Origin of the sequence: uncultured Marivirga sp., assembly GCF_963974845.1 — a bacterium.
Taxonomy (GTDB): domain Bacteria; phylum Bacteroidota; class Bacteroidia; order Cytophagales; family Cyclobacteriaceae; genus Marivirga; species Marivirga harenae.
The window spans coordinates 1-25,587 of record NZ_CAXBEQ010000003.1; the positions used below are offsets into that span (position 1 = coordinate 1).

The 25,587-nt window shown below is 36.4% G+C and carries 17 protein-coding genes; 9 read left to right on the forward strand and 8 right to left on the reverse strand.

The genetic code is table 11. The features are described from left to right. Nucleotides 1-227 precede the first annotated feature (227 nt). Together AAC601_RS07725 and AAC601_RS07730 are read left to right on the forward strand one after the other, a co-directional pair. Complete coding sequence (locus AAC601_RS07725; RefSeq protein ID WP_303268505.1) at nucleotides 228-998, forward strand: outer membrane beta-barrel protein; 771 nt, start codon at nucleotides 228-230, stop codon at nucleotides 996-998. Nucleotides 999-1,074: 76 nt separating this feature from the next. Next, nucleotides 1,075-1,743 carry a TlpA disulfide reductase family protein gene (locus tag AAC601_RS07730; protein WP_303268507.1) on the forward strand — a complete coding sequence of 223 codons (669 nt, stop codon included), beginning with the start codon at nucleotides 1,075-1,077 and terminating at the stop codon, nucleotides 1,741-1,743. A gap of 7 nt (nucleotides 1,744-1,750) precedes the next feature. Here the strand turns inward: AAC601_RS07730 and AAC601_RS07735 are convergent, their stop codons facing one another. Further along, nucleotides 1,751-3,235 carry a S8 family serine peptidase gene (locus AAC601_RS07735; RefSeq protein WP_303268508.1) on the reverse strand — a complete coding sequence of 495 codons (1,485 nt, stop codon included), beginning with the start codon at nucleotides 3,233-3,235 and terminating at the stop codon, nucleotides 1,751-1,753. A gap of 75 nt (nucleotides 3,236-3,310) precedes the next feature. Between AAC601_RS07735 and AAC601_RS07740 the strand changes: the two genes are divergently transcribed. Beyond that, a complete protein-coding gene (locus tag AAC601_RS07740) occupies nucleotides 3,311-4,600 on the forward strand; it encodes an aminopeptidase P family protein (RefSeq protein WP_303268510.1) in 1,290 nt (429 codons plus the stop codon). 37 nt (nucleotides 4,601-4,637) lie between these two features. On the opposite strand, the gene AAC601_RS07745 is transcribed toward AAC601_RS07740, so the two are convergent. Together AAC601_RS07745 and AAC601_RS07750 are read right to left on the reverse strand one after the other, a co-directional pair. Beyond that, nucleotides 4,638-5,333: a cyclase family protein gene (locus AAC601_RS07745; RefSeq protein ID WP_340152953.1), complete on the reverse strand. Its 696-nt coding sequence runs from the start codon at nucleotides 5,331-5,333 to the stop codon at nucleotides 4,638-4,640. A 317-nt stretch (nucleotides 5,334-5,650) separates the two neighbouring features. After that, nucleotides 5,651-5,881: a hypothetical protein gene (locus AAC601_RS07750; protein ID WP_340152954.1), complete on the reverse strand. Its 231-nt coding sequence runs from the start codon at nucleotides 5,879-5,881 to the stop codon at nucleotides 5,651-5,653. A gap of 117 nt (nucleotides 5,882-5,998) precedes the next feature. On the opposite strand from AAC601_RS07750, the gene AAC601_RS07755 reads away from it, so the two are divergent. Genes AAC601_RS07755 through AAC601_RS07765 form a run of 3 tightly spaced genes read left to right on the forward strand, consistent with a single transcriptional unit; the run spans nucleotide 5,999 to nucleotide 7,849 of the window. Then, nucleotides 5,999-6,817: an alpha/beta fold hydrolase gene (locus AAC601_RS07755; RefSeq protein ID WP_340152955.1), complete on the forward strand. Its 819-nt coding sequence runs from the start codon at nucleotides 5,999-6,001 to the stop codon at nucleotides 6,815-6,817. A gap of 55 nt (nucleotides 6,818-6,872) precedes the next feature. Beyond that, nucleotides 6,873-7,433, forward strand: a complete 561-nt coding sequence (locus AAC601_RS07760) for a DinB family protein (RefSeq protein WP_340152956.1) — start codon at nucleotides 6,873-6,875, stop codon at nucleotides 7,431-7,433. Then, entirely contained in the window at nucleotides 7,433-7,849 is a 417-nt protein-coding gene (locus AAC601_RS07765; RefSeq protein ID WP_340152957.1) for a RidA family protein, read from the forward strand. The genes AAC601_RS07760 and AAC601_RS07765 overlap by 1 nt, the downstream gene beginning before the upstream one ends. On the opposite strand, the gene AAC601_RS07770 is transcribed toward AAC601_RS07765, so the two are convergent. Beyond that, on the reverse strand, nucleotides 7,850-8,764 hold the full coding sequence (locus AAC601_RS07770; RefSeq protein ID WP_340152958.1) for a hypothetical protein: 915 nt from the start codon (nucleotides 8,762-8,764) through the stop codon (nucleotides 7,850-7,852). Nucleotides 8,765-8,946: 182 nt separating this feature from the next. Between AAC601_RS07770 and AAC601_RS07775 the strand changes: the two genes are divergently transcribed. Further along, the gene (locus AAC601_RS07775) at nucleotides 8,947-11,307 is read left to right on the forward strand and encodes an outer membrane beta-barrel family protein (protein ID WP_340152959.1); all 2,361 of its coding nucleotides are present in this window, start codon (nucleotides 8,947-8,949) and stop codon (nucleotides 11,305-11,307) included. A 46-nt stretch (nucleotides 11,308-11,353) separates the two neighbouring features. Here AAC601_RS07775 and AAC601_RS07780 read toward each other — a convergent pair whose 3' ends face one another. Next, nucleotides 11,354-16,516 carry a T9SS type A sorting domain-containing protein gene (locus AAC601_RS07780; RefSeq protein WP_303268524.1) on the reverse strand — a complete coding sequence of 1,721 codons (5,163 nt, stop codon included), beginning with the start codon at nucleotides 16,514-16,516 and terminating at the stop codon, nucleotides 11,354-11,356. Between the two features lie 68 nt (nucleotides 16,517-16,584). On the opposite strand from AAC601_RS07780, the gene AAC601_RS07785 reads away from it, so the two are divergent. Then, on the forward strand, nucleotides 16,585-16,713 hold the full coding sequence (locus AAC601_RS07785) for a hypothetical protein (RefSeq protein WP_303268525.1): 129 nt from the start codon (nucleotides 16,585-16,587) through the stop codon (nucleotides 16,711-16,713). Nucleotides 16,714-16,840: 127 nt separating this feature from the next. Here AAC601_RS07785 and ald read toward each other — a convergent pair whose 3' ends face one another. After that, the gene (ald, locus tag AAC601_RS07790; RefSeq protein ID WP_303268527.1) at nucleotides 16,841-17,974 is read right to left on the reverse strand and encodes an alanine dehydrogenase; all 1,134 of its coding nucleotides are present in this window, start codon (nucleotides 17,972-17,974) and stop codon (nucleotides 16,841-16,843) included. 326 nt (nucleotides 17,975-18,300) lie between these two features. Between ald and AAC601_RS07795 the strand changes: the two genes are divergently transcribed. Then, complete coding sequence (locus tag AAC601_RS07795) at nucleotides 18,301-20,718, forward strand: thiamine pyrophosphate-dependent enzyme (protein ID WP_340152960.1); 2,418 nt, start codon at nucleotides 18,301-18,303, stop codon at nucleotides 20,716-20,718. Nucleotides 20,719-20,876: 158 nt separating this feature from the next. Here AAC601_RS07795 and metF read toward each other — a convergent pair whose 3' ends face one another. Both metF and metH read right to left on the reverse strand, forming a co-directional pair. Continuing rightward, the gene (gene metF, locus AAC601_RS07800) at nucleotides 20,877-21,830 is read right to left on the reverse strand and encodes a methylenetetrahydrofolate reductase [NAD(P)H] (protein WP_303268530.1); all 954 of its coding nucleotides are present in this window, start codon (nucleotides 21,828-21,830) and stop codon (nucleotides 20,877-20,879) included. A 74-nt stretch (nucleotides 21,831-21,904) separates the two neighbouring features. After that, nucleotides 21,905-25,561 carry a methionine synthase gene (gene metH / locus AAC601_RS07805; protein WP_340152961.1) on the reverse strand — a complete coding sequence of 1,219 codons (3,657 nt, stop codon included), beginning with the start codon at nucleotides 25,559-25,561 and terminating at the stop codon, nucleotides 21,905-21,907. Nucleotides 25,562-25,587 lie beyond the last annotated feature (26 nt).

Genomic DNA, 25,587 nt, shown 5'->3' on the forward strand with positions numbered 1-25,587 from the left:
GCAACCTCCACAGCCGTAATGTGGTGCACTATTCAGTTATGCTACGAGGCCATTTAATTACTTGATAGTTGAATTGCCTTATCAAACAATATTTTTTCATCAACTACGTTTGCTAATGAGCTTGCAAAGGTAATTAATAAAATCTTATAAGAAAAAGGATTTATTTATTTATCCTCTGTATAAAACGCTATCTTTGTTGTTCGAAAGTAAAAATCAAAAAAATACTGATGAAAAAACTATTTATTTCAGCTCTAATAATCCTAACTTTTAAAGTTTCTGTTCAAGCTCAAAATTTGCAAGAGAAAAACAGCTTTGGACCTCGACCTAATTTAAAAGGAGATTTAACCTTGTCGTTTGGATTAAATATGCTTTACAACAATGATGTGGATGATTTAAATCTCAGAACTGTTGGAAATAATTCTTTCAAAATTGGATATATGTATCCTGTTCAAATAGCTAATTCTAACTTTAGTTTTAATGCTGGCTTCAACTTTTCTTTTGATAAGTTCGCCTTCGATGGCGATTCCACTACGTTGGCAGTTGTTTCTGGAACAGATGAATTAAGAAATGTGAGATTGCAGACCATAGGAGAAGACCTTGTAGGAGAAAATGGCTTTGTTGAGAAATCTAAATTTGAAGCAAACTATGTTAATATTCCACTTGAGTTTAGATATTATTTCAATAAAAATAAAGTAGATAATGGCGGACTGTTTTTGGCTGCTGGAGGTAGTATTGGCTACTTAATTAATGGGAAGACTAAAATTAAGTATGTAGAGAATGAGCAAACGAAGAAAATTAAGCAAAAAGAAAATTTCGAATTGAATCAATTTAGATATGGAGCTCATTTCCGAATTGGTATTGCGGGATTTGGTGCTCATTTTGAATATGACTTTTCTGAACTATTTAACCCTGGTAGAGGGCCATTAAATAATGCAGAAGTACCAGTAGCAACTCAAACTGCCCCATTTAGGTTTGGTTTAAGCTTTAATTTATTCTAATATTGAAATAATTGATTTCTTGAAGAGCATCTAATTAATTTTAGATGCTTTTTTTATTATGTAATTCTAAAATTTCATGAGGGCAGGTATCTACTTTTTCACTATAGTTTTTATCGTTTTTTCAAATTGTTCAGGACCTAAGAAGAACGAATACAAAGAAAAAATTGAAGGCTTTGCTACCTCACTAAAAACTAAATACGGAACTAATTTTCAAGAAGAAGTTCAATATTATGAATTGAATAATTTTAGAGATTCTCTGGTGGGAGCTCAGATTGGAAACTACAAATTTCAGGATTATTATGGAAGTAATGTAAATTTATTAGAAGATTCAAAACCTGTTCTATTAGAGTCTTTTGCCTCATGGTGTGCACCATGTATAAGTTCTATTCCAGCTTTGAATAAACTCTCCGAAGACTATCCTCAAGTTCGATTTGTAGTGGTGGCTCATGATACACCAGATAAATTAAAGGAATACGCCAAAAAATTTAACTCCAACATTCATGTAATACCGTCAGAACGAGAAGTCAATGCTAGTGGATTTATTAAACTAGAGGTAGGTGAATTTCAGAGTGTGTTTCCTTTTCCTGCTACTATCAGTATTAGTTCGAATGGCAAAATTCAAAACGTTTTATTGGGTGCACCCAGAGCAGGAACTTATGGAGGGAAGACCATAACTCTTGAAGAAGTTCACGAAGCTAATATGATGAGATTAAGCCGAGTGCTAGATAAATTGATTTCTGAATAATTTAGGATTATTTCCATTCCACTTCCAGATTAAACTGATCTTGCGCTACGATTGAAGTGTACTTAGCTTTTTCTGGTTTTTTAATTCTCACTAAAGTTTGGCCGTCCTTAATTTTGATAGATTGCTGCTCTATCACATTTACATGATCCTTTTTATGATATAATACAAGTGATTCAGTGTTTGCTGGAATTTCGATTTCAATATAATCCTGAGTAGCGGTGGTCGATTTAGCTATTGATTTTTGCTTTTCTTGATATAACAGGGATAAAATCTTCTTACTATCTGGAACTCCATAGCCAATAAAATTATTTGGGTTTTCTGCTAAGTGGCTACTTTTTTGAATAATATTTATTACTTCCAAATTTGTTAGAGTAGTGTCATACTCCCAAATACAGGCGGCTAAACCAGTAATCACAGGTGCTGAGAATGAAGTACCATTAGCAGCAAAGCAAGCCACATCCGGTTTCACATAATTCAATTTTTCGGGCCCAATAGAGGAATAGTAGATTTTGGACCAATCATCATAGCGGACTGCTCCAACAGTTAATACATCTTTTGCATCAGAAGGAAGGGATAGAATTTCCCATTTATTGTGACCGTCATTTCCTGCAGCACTTACAATCAACATTCCTTTCTCTGCAGCTACTTGTGCGGTTTTGGTAATCATACTGCTTCTTCCATTGACTTCTTTCTTGCTATGGTTTTCTTTTCTTTTGTCGTAACTATCAGTATACCCCAAAGAAGAATTTACTAGTCGAATGCCCATGTCGTAAAACAACTCAAGTGCCGCCACCCAGTAATCTTCTTCCAATCTTCTTTCCCTGATCCCATGATCTGTTCTTGCCAAATACAGCTCGGCATTTTCCGCCATACCATATTTAATTGACGTCCCATGATCAGAGCCCACGATCATTCTTAAGACTTGTGTACCGTGGTCATCTTGCGAAATCCTTTTTCCATAGAATGGATCTTTATTTCCTTTTAATAAATAGTCTTGAAAAAACTTGATTTGGTCTTTTTCAACCAAATGTTTTAAAGAAGGTTCTACATTTGCATCCATAAAACCACCATCTATGACCCCAATTTTAATGTTATTTCCACTAAGGCCCATACTATCTGTTAAATACTGGGCCTTCATTTGTTCTAATGCATAAGAATATTCAATTGGTGTTGGACTATGCAGTGAAAGCTGCTGCAATTGATTTTGCAACCAAATACTTCTAACCTGCTGATGGGATTCCAATTTTTCAATTAAATCCTCTTCAATAGAAATACTGACTACAGGGTGCCATTTGGATTGATAGTGGAATTTGATTTTATCCCCATGCATCTTTTTAAGGCTCTCTTGTAACTGGGAAATTTGTGTGTTTTGACTATCAATTTCTCCAAAATCAAATTCCATCCAATACTTCTGCTGGGATAAAACCGCGACTGAAAACAAATAAAACGGAAATAAGAAGAAGATAGTCTTGAAAAAAGCCTGTTTTAACATGTTGGAAGAAATAATAAAATGTAAATTTGAAATTTACGAAGCTTTAACGATTAATTTGAAATAAAAATTAGATTTATGAGATACCAAACTTTAGATTCATCTCTTTATGTAAAGAACCGCAAGAATTTCATGAAGCAAATGCCAGCTCGTTCTCTAGCAGTTTTCAATTCTAATGACGTAATGCCACTGAATGCAGACGGTACTATGACCTTCTGGCAAAACAGCGATTTGTTTTACCTTACTGGAATCGACCAGGAAGAAAGTATTTTGGTTTTATTTCCTGATTTTGATAATGACAGCTGGAGAGAAATATTATTTGTAACTGAAACCAATGAGCATATTGCCGTTTGGGAAGGACATAAATATACAAAAGAGGAGGCAACGGCAGCTTCAGGAATTCCAACTGTTATGTGGTTGTCACAATTTGAAACAGTATTCAATACTTTGATGGCCGAAGCCGAGCAAGTATTTATCAACACTAATGAGCATATTAGAAATGCCACACCGGTAGAAACCCGAGATATGCGATTTATTAAATGGTTGCAAGATCGATATCCTGCTCATCAGTATAGGAAAGCAGCTCCAATTCTGTATGATCTGAGAGCAATAAAAGATCCTTTGGAAATTAGTCAAATGGAACGTGCTTGTAAAATAACTGAAGATGCTTTTCGTAGAACATTGAAATTTGTAAAGCCAGGTTTGAAAGAATATGAAGTGGAGGCTGAAGTTTTACATGAATTTGTTAGACAGGGCTCCAAAGGCTTTGCTTATACGCCTATTGTAGCTTCTGGAGCAAATGCATGTGTACTGCATTATATTGAGAACAAAGATGTTTGCAAAGATGGGGAATTGCTACTAATGGATGTAGGAGCTGAGTATGGGAATTATAATGCTGACATGACTCGTGCAATTCCTGTGAATGGCAAATATACCCAGAGACAAAAGGATGTCTATAATGCAGTCTTAAGGGTGATGAAAGAATGTTACAAAATCTTGACTCCAGGAAACCGAATCCCAGAATACCATAAGGAAGTTGGGAAGTTGATGGAAAGTGAGTTGTTAGGCTTGGGCTTATTGGATAAAACAGATATCAAAAATCAAGATCCAGCTAATCCTGCTTATAAAAAATATTTCATGCACGGTACTTCTCACCACATCGGATTGGATGTTCATGATGTAGGCAATATTTATCGAAAATTTGAGCCGAATATGGTTTTCACCATTGAGCCCGGGATATATATTCAAAATGAAGGGATAGGTGTACGTTTAGAAAATGACGTAGTCATCACTAAAGATGGTCATCATGATATGATGGGAAATATTCCTATTGAAATTGATGAGATTGAAGAAATTATGAATAGCTAAAAAATGGGAAAGCGATGGTTATGGAATCATCGCTTTTTTATTGTTCGAAAATAGCTACAGCCCTAACAGGAGAACCCGTTCCACCTCGAATTTTTAAAGGGAAGGCGATAAAACGAAATCTTCCTCTCCCAATTAATTTATGCAGATTGATCATGTTTTCATAATGAGTAAAGCCTAGCTCGCCACAAATATGATGTACTTCTTTGTTGGATACTTTTCGAACCCCGGGTGACGTAGTTTCCACTCCAAAAGCTGAAATTTTTTGCTTTCCTAGCCAACGGGCTGTTTCAGTAGAAATACCAGGACCATTTCCCCAATCTTTTTTATTGAAATGTTTTCTGTAATGATCAGTATAAAGGAGAATCGTATCATGTTTTTTTATTTCAATATTAGCTTTTTTACAAGCCAATTCAACTTCATGAGGTTCTATGAGTTCAGCTAAGTTTTTGTGTGAGAAGTCTAAGCAAATCCCTTCTGTGTAAAACATTGATAGGGGCATTTTATCAATAGATTGTCCTTCATATTGCTGAGCCATGTGATTGATGGCATCAACATGAGTGCCAGTATGCTCCCCAAGTTCTAGTTTATGAACAGCAGGAGTTCTTTTCTTTGGGTTTTTAATGCCAGCCCATTCTTCATGTGAATTATGGATTTCCATTTTAACCTGAGGAAGGTCTTTAAAAACCGGCATCCCCTCATAAATGTCTTGGCTTAAGTCGATGATTTCGGCCATTAAATACTAGTATTAAGATATTCTTAAGAAAGATTTTATAATTTTTTTTTCTGGGTCTTGTCTAACGTCAAAAAAAAAAGGAAAGAATAATAATTTTGGATTCTTTTATCCGGTAAAATATTCTGGTCTGTGAAGTTAATTGTAAACCCCTGATATCATTTATTTTTGTCCATTTGATGGGAAGCTTTTGACTAATTTAAGGGTTTCATCTACTTTATGAACAAATTCTTTTACAGTATTTTTAACCCATTCTAATTTTAAATATTCTACTACAGAGTCAAAATCCTTTTTAGCTCATGGGGTAACGTAAACTTCCATTAATATTTTTTCTTCACTTTTTCCCAATTAATTAATTTTTTGCTGTCTTGGGATTCCTCATATGATAAGTAAATTTCTTTTTTTTGATTTTCTGTCAATGTTTTCCAAAATTGAACTTCTTTAGAGTTCTCACTTTGTTTCAGAAAATCGTAAATAGGTTGTAATAATTGCTCGTTATCGATACTTTCAACAATTTTATGAAGATTTGATTTTAATTCGATTGTCCCCATAACTTTTATTCATTTTATAGCTTGAATTTACGAAATTTTGCTCAATTTATTCTATTACTTTTATTGTTTAAAATCACTGAATTTATTGTAGTTTCATTCAAAAGATATCTTTTAATTATGAAAATAATTCTATTCCTCCTTTTCCTCACGTTTAACCTACTAGCCATTGATCCTGATAGAGAATATACTTTAACGCCTGATTCCATTAATTGGGATTATGAAGAATTAAAAGTCACTACTGAAGACGGTTATGATTTGAATACTTGGATTTATGCACCTAATCCTGATAATGAGAAAGGTGAGGTCCTGATTTTAGCATATCCAGATGCTGGAAATATGTCCTATTTCGTGTATCACGCTTCTATTTTATCTAATCTAGGATATACAGTAATTACTTTTGATTATAGGGGCTTTGGGAAAAGCTCTGATTTTGAAATTGAGCTAAATTATTTATTTCATATTGAATTCTCTAAAGATTTAGAGGCGGTAGTAAATTTTGCAAAAAAGCGATTTACAAATAGAGGTCTTGGTATTTGGGCATTGTCAATGGGTACGATGGTCACAACTTATGCTTATGATGGCATTAAAGATGATATAGATTTTCTGGTATATGATGCTTTTGTTTTTTGTCCTCGTGAGCATATACAGCGATTAAAATCTCAAAAAGATAAACAAGCTTTTTCACCTATTAAAACAGAGGAGTATGTTTTGAAATGGAAATCCATTGATATTCCAATCATGCTTTTTGCAGGCAGACAGGATGAACTTACCACAGCAAAAGATGCTCTTTCCAAAAAGGGCGAATTTAGTTTTGTACCTGCAATTTCGTTTTATGATGGTGGGCATTTAATGGGTTTTCAGCATGAAATTAAGAGGAGTGGTTTTGGAGGGTGGTACAGCTCTCAAATCGATTTTTTTATAAGGCAGATAGGCTGAAATAAAAAACACCGAATTTCCCTCAACCTTTCCGCAACAATTCCGATTAGAAATTATGATTTGGTTAAAAGATGTCATTAAAGATTTAAAGGAAATCCAAGAAACTACTAGACAAGAGTTTGAAAATTTGAGTGCGGAGGAATTAATATGGAAACCTGCTGCGGATAAATGGTCTATTGCAGAGTGTCTAAAGCATATTATTATCGCCAATTCAACCTATATTAAAGACATCGAAAAGCGGCTTCAAAAGGCAGAGGTCAAGACCATAGAATATCCTGTTCGTTTCTCGGTCACAGGTAAGTTGTTTTTGTATGCTGTTGACCCGAAGTATAAATGGAAGGTGCCTGCTCCCAGAATATTTAAGCCAACCAAGGAAAATAAAGTAAGAAATGGCAAAGAAACTCTGCAAGATTTTTTAGACTTGCAGGAAGAAATAATAGGCTTAGCTTTGAAGGCATGTGCATACGATCATCAACACGTTCCAACCTACAGTCCTTTGAGTAAATTATTGCGTTTCAATGTAGGTGAGCAACTTTACATTATGATGCGTCATACAAAAAGGCATATAAATCAAGGAAAGCGAGTTAAATCACAGTTTCATAAATCCGTAGCATAATGGAAGATAATATCAGAAATTCAGACCGAGCACCATTACCTGTAGGCTTATATCCTCATGCACGCAAAGTAGGTAATTTGCTATTTTTGTCAGGAGTTGGGCCCAGGAAAAAGGATAGTAAGTCGATTCCGGGTGTGGAGCTAAGCAGCGATGGAGATATTGTTTCCTACGATATTAAAGTGCAATGTAAATCTGTTTTTGACAATGTAAGAATGATATTGGAAGATTGTGGCAGTAGTTGGGATAAGTTGGTGGATGTACAGGTATTTTTGACCAATATGAAAGATGACTTTTCCACTTTCAATAGGGTTTATGCTGATTACTTTAAAGATATCCAACCTTGTCGAACTACAGTGGAGGTAAACGCTTTACCAACGCCAATTGCGATTGAACTGAAGTGTGTGGCCGAGTTGTAATCATGTCTCCTTGGGGAGCTCAATTTTTTCATAGAAATTATGTATCCATAGGATCAGTACACCAAATGTAATAGCTGAAACCACTAAAATATCGTTTAATATGCCATCGGTGCTGAAGGATATTTTGATCAAAATAGTAGAAATTACAAAGCCAGAATTTCTAATTACAGATCTAAAAGTAGATGTATGCGTATAGGAGATCAACAGCAACAGCACATCGCTTAATATTAGAATAGTAAAAAACTCATCGAAGAATATATTATTGGTGTTTTTAATTGAATCTATCCGATGTGAAGCAGAGAAAAATACTTCATAGAAATAATCTCCAAAACTGTATACAGCTAACCCAAATAGGACCGGAATTAACAGAACTGAAAATCTTTTTTTGATTTCAATGAATCTTTGAATTTGTCCTCTTTGTGAAAGGTGGTCTTTTTGAGCAGAGGCTCTTTGACTATTCAAATAGTAAAAAATAAATATTAAGGCAAAGATTATTAGAGAAGCTCCAATGTCGTATGTGAATTGTAAGTCATCTTTACTACTAAACCAGCTACTTTGCAAATCTAATTGTGCCAGATCTTTAAATAATCTTCTAATAAGAACGAGCAAAATAATTTCGTACTGCTTTCCAATATATATAGTGATTGATTTCGGTAGAAAATAGACGAGCAAATACACCTCATAAACCAGAATAAACGAGAAAGGTGTGTAGATGGAAGCGATGGGATTATCCAACAGACTACTTGAATAGGAAGATTCAAATATTTCTAGTTTATTTAATATGATTAAGGTGAGATGAATAAAAAATCCAGCGATAGCAATTACTATAATGACCGTTTCGCTTCTCTCTTTCATTTTTTCTGAAAGTAGTCGCTCATATAGGTTCTCCCAGAACTTAGAAATATTGCTACCCATTTTTTAATGTATTTTGAATTAACTACAAAACTGGCTAATCGTTTAAAATTCATCATTTGATCTGAAATTATTTTGTCCCCTTATGCCTTTAGGAATCTGTTGATTTTTTAAACTAGGTCGTTATAATTAAACTTTTGGACCTGTGCGCAGTTAAAATATGTGTACCGAGAGAGAAAATTTCAATGAAGTATATTTTAATTTTAGTAGTAACCTTAATATTTGTAAATCCAGTTTTTTGTCAAAATGCGATAGTGGAAGGAGTGGTTTCCGATCCAGATTCAGGTAAAGTTATTCCTTTTGCTCAGGTAGCTTTTTATCAAGAAAATAGTAATACTCCTGTAACTGGAGCTACTACCTCAGAAGATGGTAGCTTTAATATCCCAATAGAGACTGGGAGTTATAGGATAGTAATCTCCTTTGTAGGCTATGAAGACTATGCAGATCAAGTCCAAATCTCAGAAAGTGGTTTGGATTTAGGGGAGATAGGTCTTTCAGTAAAAGAAGAGATCATGGAGGAGGTTGTAGTAAGTGGAAATGAAAGAAAAACTCCTGTTCTAGCCACTATGGAGGGTATGACGATAAAGCCCGATCAAACCATTGCCAACGTAGGAGGAACTCTATTGGATATCTTGAGAAATACGCCATCAGTTAATGTTTCAGATGATGGAAGTGTATCCTTAAGAGGTAGTGGTAGTACAAATGTCCTAATTGATGGACGGAATTCTGCATTAGCGACAGATTTAGAACAGATTCCTGCCAGCGCAATTGAAGAAGTAGAAATAATAAATAATCCAAATGCAAAATATGATGCGTCTTCAGATGGCGGTGTTATTAACATTAAATTGAAAAGAGGCGAAGATTTAGGGACCACTGCAAGAGCAGAACTTACCATGGGAACCAGAATGCGTACAAATGCAAATGTTAATTTGGCACGAAGGACCACCAAATTTGCGATATACGGTGGCTATAGCTTTAGGCAATGGCCAAGAGTGGGCAGCAGAGAAACGGAAAGAAGAAGTACTTTTAATGGTTCCAATGAGCTTTACAGACAAGAACAGAATAGTAGAAATGAGGATAGGGAACATACCATCAATTATGGAGGCGATTACTTTTGGGGACAAAATAAATTAAGCTTTGAAGGTGTGTTCAATACAGAGGAAGAAAGTGATTTCCAATCTAGTAGTGCTTTTGTGCAAAATTTAGGTACCGATGAATTTCTAACTCGCTACGTTAGAAATAATACGGAGACGGAAGAGAATTATACTTACGATAATGCCATTATATATGAAAGAGATTTTGACAACAAGAAAAAATTTTTCAGAGCATTAGCGAGCGTTTCCATTAGAGATCAAGTGGAAGATCAAAATATTGCCATCTACAACAATACACTAAGTGAAGAGGGTGATCCTAACAGAACCGAAGGGAGTACAACAGATGAATTTAGAAATACCTCGGTAATCCAAGTAGATTACGCTACGCCAATTCTTAGTGGTTTGTTAGAAAGTGGGTATAAGTCTATTTTTAGAAGGTTTGATAATGATTATGTCTATGGACTGGTAGGAAGTGAAGGTCAAATTGATCCTTATGATAGTATAAGTAATCGATTTATTTATCAGGACCAAATTCATGCACTTTATGCTATTTATTCAGATAGCCTTCCAAATTTTAATTATGCAGTTGGGCTTAGAGCTGAACAAACTCTTTTAGAAAATGAATTATCCAATGTAAATACATCTTTAGTTGCAGAGGAAGATCTTTCTAACAGTCAGCAATATTTGGATTTCTTCCCAAGTGTTCAATTAGCTTATTTTCTGAATAATAAGAATACCTTAAAAGCTACTTATTCAAGAAGGATTGACAGACCAAGCGGGTGGAGATTGAATCCATTTCCTGATTTTGCGGATTCATTAAATGTCAGGGTAGGGGAGCCCAATCTTCAGCCAGAATATATCAATTCATTTGAACTCGGCCATATGTATCAAAATGGAGGTTTTACTTTAACGACCAACGCTTTTTACCGAAGGATTAATGGTCAGGTTGATTGGATTGTGAGAGTAGAGGATGGAATTTCCTACCGCGGTCCACAGAATTTGAATACTGGTGATTTTTATGGATTAGAATTTATTAATACAACCGATATTACCAATTGGTGGAATTTAAATGCCAGTTATTCTATTTTTCAATCTGTGATAGATGGTACCAACATTGGAGCAGAAGAACCCAATAGGGGACTTTCATGGTATGCTAAAGTTACCACCGATTTCAGTTTGCCTTTCGGAATTAACCTACAATTTACTGGTAATTATATGGCTCCTGAAATAGAGGCCCAAGGTAGGGATTTGGCTCGATATTATATAGATGGGAGTTTGCAAAGATATTTCTTTGACAAGAGATTGACTTTAAGTGCCAGTTTCAGGGATTTATTTGACACTCGTAATTTTAGAGGGGAAAATTTTGGGCCCGGGTTTCAACAAACCTTTACTAGGAAAAGAGAAACGCAAATTATGCTATTTACCGCTTCTTACAATTTTAAAGCAGAATAAATGAAAAGAAAAGAGCTCATTTTGAGCTCTTTTCTAATTTCCAACATCATTTCTTTAATAATTTTGACTTGCTAGAGACCATGCCTTTCTCAGTTTGTGACCATATTATGATTTGATAATAGCCATTGGCTAGATCTGAAATGTCCATCTGAATACTTTTCCCGCCTTCCAAACTCTTTTTCTTCACTGTTTGTCCATTCATATTTATGATTTGTATTGAAGTATTTCCCACCTCTTGCTCGAAATTTATATTTATTTGATGCGTAGCCGGATTAGGGTATAGTTTGATGTTAAAAAGTCTAGACTCAAATTCAATTTTTACTACTGGTGAATATTCAGATTTTCCGTCATAATCAAATTGCTGTAATCTGTAATAGGAAACATTTCCGTGAGAACTATAATCAATGAAATCATACTCAATTACGTTAGAGCTATTTCCATTGCCTTCTACTGTACCAATGGTTTCAAAATCTTTTCCATTTGAGGATTTTTGAATTTCAAAGTGGGAATTATTTTTCTCTGATGCAGTGGACCATTTGACTAACACGCCAGTTTGTTTTTGTTCTATATCAAGACCAAGGAACTCCACAGGCAAAGCTCCTTCTGAGGATGCACCCACAGCAAAATCACTGAAACCATTTAAATTCGAACGGCTAACTGTGATTGGGTCGGTGAAACTTCCACTTTCATCTGCAGGTGAATAATCACCTAATACTTCCCAACTTGATGCAGAATTCTCTCTTTTTAGTAAAATATGATTTCCGGTTTCATTTCCGTTCACATGCCCTTGGGATGTAACTGAAATATTGTAATTATATGTGCCAGCTGAATTTGTTGGTGTAATTGTCCAGAAGCCGTAATCTAATACTTGTTCAATTGCATTACCATTTACTGACAAATTTAAGCCAGAAATATTTGCAAAATCTGGATCGCTACTGTTTTCAGTGAAGCTTACATCAATACAAGTGCTTTCTGACATGCTGTTGAAATTTATTTTTACTTCTTGTTTATATGCTGCTGAACCAACAGGTAGTTGATAGTCGATTCCAGTTGCAACACATCTTCTTAAAGTCCCCACTATGTAAGAATTATCGCTTACAAGAATTCCATTTCTAGCAGTGTTTTCGACCTGGATGAAGCCATTTGAAATGATAAGTTTACCATCATTTAGGTTTAATTGATTATTAATAATCACCGAGTTTTCAATTTCAAAAGTACCTCCAGTTGCATTAATTGATAAATTGCTTAGTACATTTTCTGTATTATCGAATACGATTTTTCCCGCATTTCCAATAGCATTGACAGATAGTTCAGCTCCCACACTGGATGATATTTCACCATTAATGGAATGGCTATAACCCAACAAATCTAAATTGTTGCTTCCCAGAGTTAAAGTTCCTGCATATAGTTTCAAGGAATCAATAATTTGCAATGAGTTTGTTAGAACTAATCCACTTCCATTTTCTAGCTGCAAATCCTCAAGAATAGTAATGTGAGAAGGAATAGAAATTCCTGCTGAAGTCCCGCTCACTACCAGTGAAGATGTTCCGTCCATAATTAGGTTTTGCGGATTTCCTGCTATAGCGTTTCTGATCGTCAAACTATTATCTCCCACCACCATTTGTCCGCTTTGAATATTGATAGGTCTATTTGTAGATAAATCATCCTCTAAATTGACGCCACTGCCGTTATTAATGATCAGGCCATTGACTTTTCCCATCAGCCATTGAGTAGCGCTCCCCACCATACTTACAGAACCATTACCTGTATATTCAGGACCACGATTGATGAAATTCCCATGAATATTAAGATTTCTACCTGCATTTACTGTGATCTGTGCATTACTATTTATAATTAAATTATTCACAGTTGCTGTTCCATTTATGACAGGAAAATTGCCTCCTAATGGATTGTTTGGAATAACAGCTGAAATCAAATCCGTTGGTATTCCCGCGGACCAATTGCTAGCAGCGTCCCAAACGCTGGTGTTTCCTAGCCAAATATTACCAACAAATAATTCAAAAGTTTGAGTAGTGCTGCAAGTACCATCTTCTACTGTTACACTAATGGTTACTAAACCAAATTGACCGTTCTCTGGCGTTATTTGAATAAACCTATTGGCATTTGAACCTCCCAAAGTAATATTTTCGTCTTTGACTAGTGACTGATCTGAACTAGATGCAGATACTGTCAATGTACTTTCAGCAACATTGGCGTCATCTACGGTAAAATTAATGTTGGGAGAAGCCGTACTGATGTCTAAAATAACATCTTCAAATTCGTTCATGGTTGGCGCTTCATTATCCAACACACTTACTTCTACACTTCCTGAATTATTAGTGAAGTCCGAATCATTTTGATTATATGATCTTACACTTGCATAAGCAGTAATGGAATTTAAGTTTTCGCCAGCGTTAACAGTACCAGTCATCTGTAAAGTGACAGTCTCTCCATTTTCAATTAAAGGAATTCTCCAGAAGCCACTTTCTTGATTGTATGTCCCTTTCTGTGCATCAGACTCAGAAGGAGTAAAACCGGAAGGAAGAGCCGAAGTTACCACGACATTAGTAGCATTATTAGGACCATTATTGTAAACACTAACTTCGTAGGTAACCACACTATTCACACACGGTGTGTTTGAGTCAGAAGTAAAAGCGATAGATAAATCTGATACTTGGGAAGGAGTTTCACCAAAAATCATCATTCGGTTCATGCCTGCACCATTAATATAGAGTCTTTCATTTAAATCAAAATTAATACCATAAGGCGTATCCATGTTTCTGGCATTGGGTGAACCTGTTACCCCACTTCCATTATTGAAACGGATTGCTTCATTAAAATCTCTTTGACCTAAAACCACATCAGCACTAGCGCCATTGGTAGTTGGTATTTCGTTGAAGATTAGTGCTCGATGGTTATTAAAATCAGCTATAGCCATAACACCTGATGGCGAAACCGTAACCCCTGGGAAACTAAATTTTGTCGCACTTACACCGCTAGTTCGCGTATTGAAAGCATCTTGACCCACCACTATGTCTGCATTAGCTCCATCTGTGGTAGGAATAGAGTTGAAAACGAGAATTCTATAATTATAATCCTCTGCAATCAGTAGTTTACCATCAGGAGATATAGAGGTATTCCAAGGATCACCAATTCTATTACGAGCAGTACCTCTTCCTGTATTATTCCATCCAGTCTGACCAATTAAAACATCTGCTTCTTCATTATTGGAAGTGGGTATTTTATTATAAATTAATATTCTATTGTTTCCTCTATCAGTAACAATCATTTTACCACTAGGTGTGATTTGAATATCAGTAGGATAATTCAATCCATTTCTACCTGCACCTGGATCCCTGGTGCCAAAACCACCTTGTCCAATAACAACATCTGCTTGAGCATTATTGGTGGTCGGTATTTCATTAAAAATTAATATTCTATTATTATATGAGTCAGCAATTAATAGTTTATTACCATCTGGACTAAAAGCCACTCCGTTCGGGTTCCATAATCTATTGTTTCTAGTAGCTGATACATTGTTAGTGAAATTGGATTGACCGACCACTATGTCAGCAGGTTCACCATTCGAGCTAGGAACAGAATTCCAAATTAAGACTCTATTGGTAGTTTGCGAACCTACAGCCAATACCCCTTTTACACTTACCGCAGAACTATTGGAGCCTGGAGCCACTATGTTAGAAGCTGTCGTTGAGCCGGAAGTAAAATCGGGTTGTCCAACTACAATTTTAGCAGCCTCAAAATTATTGAAAATCTGTCTGAATACTTCTACTTCAAAAGTTTTGATGATCGGGCATGTACCATCGGACAGTTCGATTGTAACGGTTGCTATACCAAACTGATTTAATGAAGGTTGTAGCACTAGTTCCCTATTTTCACCACTGCCAGTCAAGCTAATGTTCCCATTAGGTAGTAGTGTTTGATTCGATGAGTTAACAGAAATAATTAAATCATCAGCCGCAGTTTCTATATCTGAAACTGTAAAAGCTATAGGAGCAGATACTCCATTGTATGGAGCAGTTTGATTGCTAAAGTCGGATAATTGTGGACTACTATTATTTCCTACAGATAAATTGACTGAAGAAGTGTTATTGCTTAAATCTGGATCGCTGGCATCTGCGGAAATTATTTCTGCATTTGCTGCAATATTGCTTCCCTCCATACCTGCATTGACCGTTACAATTACTTCCAATACTGCAGTTTCATTGCCAGGCAGGTTATTTATTGTATATATACCAGTGGATTTATTATAGCTTCCAGCAGTTGCGTTTGCAGATACAAACGAAGTTCCCGCAGGAACATCAAAATTTACCTCGATATTAGAGTTAGCAGCGGAAGAAGTATTTGCCAATTCTACAGAATAGAGGTATTCCTGGTCAGCACACAATTCAGCCACATTAGGAAAAACATTAATGCCAAGGTCACTATCTTGAGGGACATAGGTAAATTTCAGACCATTAGACGGAATAATATCCTGTTCTAATCTTACTTTTGAATTTCTATTATTCGAATTAGATGTATTGTTTTCATTCCAATTGGAATTTGCCCCAGTTCTATTTTGCAAATCCGTTATTGCTGAATTTACTGAAACTTGGACTTCTGTGTTCGCGCTTGGATTGCCCCACCAAAAATTATAATTATTTGGATGAGTGAAGTTACCGTAATGGAATGCTATTGCATTATTATTTTCCCTTAATTCAATTTGAAAGTTGTAACTGCCGCCTAGTGCTGTGTAAGTTCCGAAGAAGCCTAAATTTCTAAAGTAGTATGATGCATAATTCTTCCACTGAATCACTGCTCTTCTATTTGGAGCACTTCCAAAAGTCCTAATCCTAATTTCTGAATTGTCCTGAGCATGTAGGTCCCCAGAGAACGGACTTATTGAATTTTCTAATCCTTCTTCAAGTGGATAAGTAACTCCATTCCCATTTGAAAAGCTAGCAAACCCATTGGTACTAACACCGATCTGATTAAAGGTTTGACCTCCAAAAGTGAAATCAAATCCGATATTGATATTGTTGTAAAAAACATCATTAGCATTGTTGCTATTTGTAATTACGGTACCACCAGTAATTTCCTGATAAGCTTCAATATTTGCTTCAAACTGATAATCGGAAACATTCTGTGCTATTGCCGTAGTTTTGCTTAGCACTGAAATTAAGAGTAGGGTAAATAGTGTAAAAAATCGCATTATTGTAATTTATTATTATTAGTAATGGCAAAATTACGTTGGGAAATTTTCTAGTTTTAGTGAATTTTATGGCAAACATACATCTGGTTGATAACAGGAGATTTAGGAAGAGAATCGATAGATATACCGTTGTTGTGGACGAATATTTTATTGGTGAAGACGAGGGTATTGAATTATCAGCTCAATGCTGCTTGTAAACTTTCTCTTCCTCAGTTTTTATAGTTGATATTCGGAAAGCTTACATCCCTTGATGTTTTAGTAGCAAAAAAAATCCCGCTTGCCAAAACAAACGGGATCTCAAATAAAATAGATATTGACTATTTTTTATATTTTATTCCAAACGTTTCCTAAGTATTTCTCAAAGGGAACATGTTCTATGTCATAGGCTTCCGCAACCGCATCATATACTACATCACCTTTGATGATGTTCAATCCTAATGCTAAATCTCTGTTATCCTGACAAGCTTTTACCCAGCCCTTTTCTGCCAATTGGATTGCATAAGGTAAAGTGGCGTTTGTTAAAGCTAAAGTAGAAGTGTACGGCACAGCACCTGGCATGTTAGCCACACAATAGTGAACTACATCATCAATGATATAAGTCGGGTCTTGGTGAGTAGTTGGCTTACAAGTTTCAATACATCCACCTTGATCTACGGCTACATCAACAAGTACTGTTCCAGGCCTCATTTCTTTTAACATATCTCTAGTAATTAAATGTGGTGCTTTTCCACCTGGGATCAACACAGCTCCTACTATTAGATCCACTCTATGTAGCATTTCACGAATATTGTATTCACTAGACATGAAAGTATTGACGTTTGCAGGCATTACATCATCTAAATATCGTAAACGCTGTAAGTTTACATCCATTATAGTTACATCAGCACCCATTCCGGCAGCCATTTTAGCAGCATTAGTACCTACAACTCCGCCACCTAAAATCATCACTTTTGCTGGTCGTACACCTGGTACTCCACCTAATAAAATACCTCTCCCTTTTAACGGTTTTTCTAAGTACTTTGCTCCTTCTTGTATAGACATTCTACCAGCAACTTCAGACATTGGTACCAAAAGGGGCAAACTTTTGTCTGCTTTTTCTACTGTCTCATAGGCCAAACAAATTGATTTGTTTTTGATCATTGCCTTTGTCAAATCTTCATAAGCGGCAAAGTGGAAATAAGTGAATACTAACTGATCTTCTTTGATCAATTCATATTCCTCTTCAATAGGCTCTTTTACCTTCATAATCATCTCAGCTTTCGCATAAGTGCTTTGAATGTCAGGTAAAATTTGAGCACCTGATGCTACATAATCTTCATCTAAGAAACCGCTACCTTCACCTGCAGTTGCCTGTACGAATACCTGATGACCTCTTTTGGTCAGCTCCTGTGTACCGGCCGGTGTCAAAGCGACACGGTTCTCGTTGTTTTTGATTTCTTTTGGTACCCCAATGATCATAACAAAATAATTTTAATGTTTCCTAATGGGGGCAAATATAAAGCAAACAATAGAAATTCCTGTATTTGCTAAGGGTTTTTTAAGTGCGTTTATTGAATAAATTTTAAATCAAATTAATATTTTATTTTGATTACCTATAGTTCGTTAATGTTTGGTGAAATATTATTTTGACAGAATGAAAAAAGCCAAAAATATAACCTGACATATGCTTTCCAAACACTTGTTAGGCTTAACTGGTATATTAGGATTTGAAAGCCTCATCATTTTGGTTATTTTTGTTGAACTTACTTTTAAAGTGAGCTGTATTTTTAATAAAAAGAGAGCTGATGACAACCACCAAAAGCAATAAGAAGAATAAAGTTAGTATTTCGAAGGAAGAGATTTTAAATGATTTTCGTTTAGGATGGGAGAGTAGACATGCTAGTCTTATGGGACGAAAAGAGGTTTTCATGGGCAAAGCCAAGTTCGGAATATTTGGTGACGGCAAAGAGTTAGCACAACTAGCTATGGCTAAATCTTTCCAAAATGGAGACTTTCGATCCGGTTATTATCGTGATCAAACTTTTATGTTTGCCGTCGGAGAGTTAGGAATACAAGAATATTTTGCACAACTATATGCGCATACTGATGTAAATGCAGACCCTGCTTCTGCTGGCCGTTTAATGAATGGCCACTTTGCTACAAGAATGCTGGATGAAGCTGGGAAGTATACAAAATTAACAGAAAGTAAGAATAGTTCTTCTGATGTTTCTCCTACTGCAGCGCAAATGCCAAGATTGGTGGGTTTAGGTTTTGCATCAAAATTATTTAGAGAAAACAAGGAGTTAAATAAGAAGGAATTTGAGCAATATTCTATAAATGGTAATGAGGTTGCTTTTGGGACGATAGGAAATGCCTCCACTTCAGAAGGGATGTTTTACGAATCCATCAACGCTGCAGGAGTTTTACAGATTCCTATGTTAATTTCTATATGGGATGATCACTACGGAATTAGCGTTCCGCAGGAATTCCATACGACCAAAGGCAGTATTTCTGAAGCTTTAGCAGGTTTTCAAAGGTCCAAAGATAAAAATGGATATGAGATATTAACGGTACGGGGTTGGGATTACGAAGCTTTGGTAGAAACCTACCAGAAAGCTGCTAAAATTTCTCGTGAAGAACATGTTCCCACAATGGTGCATGTTTTGGAAATGACGCAACCGCAAGGGCACTCCACCTCTGGATCACATGAACGATATAAGTCAAAAGAGAGATTAGAATGGGAAGCTGAATATGATTGTTTGATTCAATTCAGAAAATATATCCTGGTCCAAAAGATAGCATCTGAGAAAGAACTTGACGAGATAGAAAATGAAGCTAAAAAAACTGCAAAAGATGCTAAAGATGCTGCATGGAAAGCTTTTATTGGTGAAATAAAAGATCAGCAGAAAGAAGCACTGGACTTACTAAATAATTTGGCAGAAGAAGCTGGGAATAATGAAATTTCAGAAATAGCTGCTGAATTGAAATCTGCCATGAACCCACTAAGGTTGGATAATATCAAGGCGATGAAGAAGTCTTTGAGATTGGTTATATCCCATGAGGGTGAAGCAAAGCAAAAAGTAATCAATTGGTTAAATGCAGTTACTGAAGAAGGGCATGATCGTTATAGCTCTCATTTATATAGCCAGTCTGAAGAATCAGCTCTAAATGTAGAAGTAATTCAGACTGAATATTCAAACGATCCTAAGAAAGTAGACGGTAGGGAAGTACTGCAAGCTTGTTTTGATGCTGCGTTGGCTAGAGATCCAAGAGTATTTGCATTTGGTGAAGATGTGGGTAAAATAGGAGATGTAAATCAAGCTTTTGCGGGATTGCAGGATAAGTATGGCGAATTGAGGGTGATGGATACAGGAATTAGGGAATGTACAATCATCGGGCAGGGAATTGGTGCAGCGCTTAGAGGGCTTAGACCGATTGCTGAAATTCAGTACCTAGATTATTTATTGTATGCTATTCAGATTTTATCAGATGATTTGGCTTGCCTACAATATAGAACAAAAGGAGGTCAAAAATCTCCATTGATTATCCGAACTAGAGGTCATAGATTAGAAGGCGTTTGGCATTCGGGTTCTCCGATGGGTATGATATTAAATTCCATTCGTGGGATATATGTTTTAGTTCCAAGAAACATGACACAAGCAGCTGGTTTTTATAATACTATGCTTCAATCAGATGATCCTGCATTAATTATTGAATGTTTGAATGGATACAGATTAAAAGAGTCACTGCCAGAAAATGTGGGTGAATTTACCGTACCATTAGGACAACCAGAAGTGATTAGAGAAGGGGCAGATGTTACCATTGTAACTTATGGTTCAATGTGCAGGGTCGTAATGGATGCAGCTAGTCTGTTAGCTGATCAGGGTATTTCTTGTGAAATAATAGACGTACAGTCATTGCTTCCTTTTGATATTGACCACAGCATAGTACAGTCCATCAAGAAAACCAATAGAGTCGTTTTTGCAGACGAGGATGTTCCTGGAGGTGCAACAGGATATATGATGCAAAAAGTATTGGAGGAGCAAAAAGCATATAAATTCTTGGATGCTCAACCGATAACTATCACATCAAATGAACATAGACCAGCTTATGCATCTGATGGTGATTATTTCAGTAAACCACAAGTGGAAGATGTATTTGACAAAGTTTATGAAATGATGCATGAATTCAATCCAGGTCAATTTCCTGCATTGTATAACTAACAATTCGGTATATTCTTATTTTACCATAAACCTGTCAGGTTTTTGATTTAATATTAAATCTGAAAGAGCAATCAATTCTTTCCAGATTTCAGTAGATTAAACCTGACAGGTTTACTTATTCAGAGAACAGTTTTTCTTAAGTTTAGAAAAATTGACCTTTAAAATACTCCATCTGCAATCCTATAAATAGGATCCGATTTCCCCATAGAGTAGTAATGAAGGCATGGAGCACCAAATTCAATCAATTCTTTTGATTGTTGTATGCACCAATCTATGCCTACTTCTTTTGCCGCAGCATTATCTCTGCATTTGTCCAATTCATCAACCAAAGTATCTGGTAAATCTAAATAGAAAGTCCGTGGTAATGCACTCATTTGCTTCAAAGAAGTTATGGGCTTTAAACCCGGAATGATGGGGACATTTATCCCTTCTGCTCTACACAGCTTTACAAATTCAAAGTATTTTTGGTTATCAAAAAACATCTGAGTAACCACATATTCAGCGCCTTTTTCTACCTTCTGTTTCAGGATTTTTAAATCTGATTTCATGCTTGGCGCCTCAAAATGCTTTTCAGGATATCCTGCAACACCTATACAGAAGTCAGTCGGTGTTGCAGATTGCAATTCTTCATCAATATATTTCCCGTGATTCATGCCTACCACTTGTTCCATTAAATCAATAGCATAGGCATGACCATTTGGATCTGGTACAAATTTATTTTCTGATTTTATGGGGTCTCCCCGTAAAACCAAAACAGAATCAATCCCTAAAAAATCAAGATCTATTAATGCATTCTCCGTTTCTTCTTTGCTAAATCCACCGCAGATAATATGCGGAACAGTATCGATATCGAATCTGTTTTTAATAGCAGCACAGATCCCTACAGTCCCAGGACGTTTCCTGGTTGTCCGTTTTTCTAATAAACCATTTCCTTTGTCTCGGTACACATATTCTTCTCTGTGATAGGTGACGTCAATAAAAGGTGGCTTGAATTCCATTAGAGGTTCTATGTTCTCAAACAGTGCTTTAATGTTCTGTCCTTTTAAAGGAGGTAAAATCTCAAAAGAGAATACAGTCTTTTTTGCGTTTGCTATATGTTCAGTTACTTTCATATTCTAGATTTTAGATTCAAGAACCTAGAGTCTAGACGAAGTCTATGATCTAGTGTCTAGGTTCTAGGAACTTTTCAATAATTTAAATTAGGTCTCAGCCACCGTTCTATGTCTTCAAATGATTGGTTTTTACGTTTGGCAATATCTTCCACTTGGTCCTTTCCAATTTTCCCCAGACCGAAATACCGACTTTCGGGGTGTCCAAAGTAGAAACCACTAACGGAAGCCGTAGGCCACATAGCTAAATTTTCTGTTAAGCTGATTCCTGTGTTTTTTTCTACCTCAAGCAAATTGAATAAGGTGATTTTCTCCGTATGATCTGGGCATCCAGGATAACCAGGAGCCGGCCTAATGCCTTTGTATTGCTCTCGAATCAAGCCTTCATTATCTAGGGTTTCATCTTTAGCATAGCCCCAATACTCTGTCCTGACTTTTTTATGCAATAGTTCTGCAAAGGCTTCTGCCAATCTATCAGCCAAAGCTTTGGCCATAATGCTACTGTAATCATCATGGTCGGCTTCGTATTTGGCCGTCATTTTATCCAAGCCAATTCCAGTGGTCACTGCAAAACAGCCTACATAATCAGTGTAATTGGCTTCTGAAGGCGCAAGGAAATCAGAAAAGGCATAATTAGGATTTTTCTCACCCTTTTTATTTTGTTGTCTGAGGGTATGGAATTCAGTTAGCTTTTCAGTTTTTTTAGCATCAGCAAAAACTTCGATGCTATCATGATTCTTTGTATGCGCAGGATAGAGTCCGAAAATGGCATTTGCAGTTAGCTGTTTATTGTCTATGATATCTTGAAGCATTTGTTGAGCGTCATCAAATAGCTTTTGAGCTTCAACACCTTTCTCAGGATCATTCAGAATTTTTGGGTATCGCCCTTTCATTTCCCAGGTTTGGAAGAAAGGAGTCCAGTCAATGTATTCGGCTATTTCCTTTAAATCATAATCATGCAAAACCTCACTGCCGATTTTTTGAGGAGCATGAGGTTTATAGTTTTCCCAATCGGTTTGGTATTTATTGGCTCTAGCTTCTTCTATGCTAACATAATTCTTGGCTTCACTTCTTTTGCCATGACCAGCTTTTGCTTCTTCATATTCTTTTACTATCTCAGCATAAAAATCTTCTTTATCTTTCCCTAAAAGTTTGCCAGCTACTGTTACAGAGCGCGAAGCATCATTGACATGGATTACAGGGCCTGTATAATTAGGCTTTATTTTAACCGCAGTATGAATACGAGAGGTAGTGGCCCCACCAATCATAACTGGAGTTTTCAGTCCTCGTTTCTCCATCTCTTCCGCAACATAAATCATTTCATCCAATGAAGGTGTTATCAATCCGCTTAGTCCAATGATGTCGACTTGGTGTTTTTCCGCTTCTTCCAATATTTTTTGAAGAGGCACCATTACGCCCAAATCTATGATTTCATAATTATTACAGGCCAATACCACTGACACGATGTTTTTGCCAATGTCATGTACATCACCTTTTACCGTGGCCATTAAAATACGTCCGTTGCCACTTTTGGCTTTTGGGTCTTTTGCTGCTTCTATGTAAGGTAGCAGGTAGGCTACCGCCTTCTTCATTACCCTAGCGCTTTTCACGACTTGTGGGAGGAACATTTTTCCTGATCCGAAGAGATCACCCACTACATTCATTCCGTCCATTAAGGGCCCTTCGATAACATCGAGCGGACGCTCTGCCTGAAGTCTACATTCTTCTGTATCTTCTTCTATATATTCCGTGATACCTTTTATTAATGCATGTTCTAATCTTTTATTAACATGCAAATTCCTCCATTCCTGCATAGCTTTTTCAGCTTTTTCTCCGGGCTTAAGATTTTCAGCATAGGACATTAATCTTTCTGTAGCATCAGCTCTTCTATTGAAAAGCAAATCCTCAACGTAATCCAATAGTTCTTTATCTATTTCATCATAAACCTCCAGCATGCCAGGATTAACAATTCCCATATCTAGTCCAGCTTTTATCGCGTGATACAAAAATGCTGAATGCATGGCTTCTCTTACCACATTGTTACCTCTAAAAGAAAATGAAATATTACTGACTCCACCACTGGTTTTTGCATTAGGTAGGTTTTCTTTTATCCATTTCACAGCTTCGATGAAGTCTACTGCATAGTTATTATGCTCTTCCATCCCCGTTCCGATGGTCAGAATATTTGGATCGAAGATGATGTCTTCAGCTGGAAACTGAGCTTCATTTACTAATAAATCATAACAGCGCTTGCAAACCTCGACTTTTCTATCAAATGTATCCGCTTGACCAGTTTCATCGAAGGCCATTACAACTACAGCTGCACCGTAACTCTTAATTTTTTTGGCTTTGGCTATTAAATCTTCTTCGCCTTCTTTCAGACTAATAGAATTAACAATTCCTTTTCCTTGTAGGCATTTTAAACCAGCCTCAATCACTTCCCACTTAGAAGAATCGATCATAAATGGAAGTCGTGCTATATCAGGTTCTGAGGCAATAAGATTGACAAAGTTCGGCAAGACATTTACTGCATCCAGCATACCGTCATCCATATTGATGTCTATTATCTGAGCGCCTCCTTCCACTTGATCAATAGCGATATCCACTGCCTCTTCAAATTTTTCTTCACGAATTAATCGAGCAAATTTCTTCGATCCGGATACATTGGTCCTTTCTCCGATATTGACAAAATTTAGTTCAGGCGTGATGGACAATGGCTCTAGTCCACTAAGTCGCATCAATTTCTGTTGAGGTGCTATTTTATGCGGTTTAGATTGAGCAGCATAATCAGCAATGGCTTTAATATGTTCTGGCTGAGTACCACAACAACCTCCAATGATATTTACCAAACCTTCATCGAAATAGCTTTTAATAATACTGCTCATTTGGCTTGGACTTTCGTCATATTCTCCAAATTCATTAGGTAGGCCCGCGTTAGGGTGACAAGAAATGGCAACATCCGAAATTCTAGCCAATTGTTGCAAATAGACTTTTAGCTGGTCTGCACCTAATGCGCAGTTAAAACCTACACTTAGCAAAGGGAAATGACGAATACTGTTCCAGAATGCTCCTACAGTCTGACCGGAAAGCGTTCTCCCACTAGCATCGGTAATGGTGCCAGAAACCATAACTGGAATATCAATACCTTTTTCATCATTGAGTTCTTGAATTGCCATCAATGCAGCCTTACAATTCAGGGTATCAAAAACAGTTTCCACCAAAAATATATCGACTCCACCAACAGCCAAGGCTTCGGCTTGTTGTTTATAAGCAATCTTTAATTCATCAAAAGAAATAGCCCTGAAACCCGGACGATTTACATCCGGTGATAGGGACGCAGTTCTATTGGTTGGTCCAATCGAACCTGCTACAAATCTTGGTTTATCGGAATATTCCTCGGTTGCTTCTTTGGCAATTTTTGCTGACTGCTCATTGAGTTCCCAAACCAAATCCTGCATATCATAGTCTGCCATTGCAATGGTAGTGCCACTAAAGGTATTGGTTTCGATGATGTCAGCACCAGCATTTAAGTAAGCTCTATGAATATCCTTGATGATGTCAGGCTGTGTAAGGGACAACAGGTCATTATTACCTTTTAAATCAGAGGGGTAATCAGCAAAACGTTCTCCTCGGTAATCAGCTTCCGTGAGTTTATAGTTTTGAATCATGGTGCCCATTGCACCATCCAACACTAAAATTCTGTCTTTTAAAATATCTTTTGAAAATCGACTCATTCTGAATATTTATCATTTTTATATCC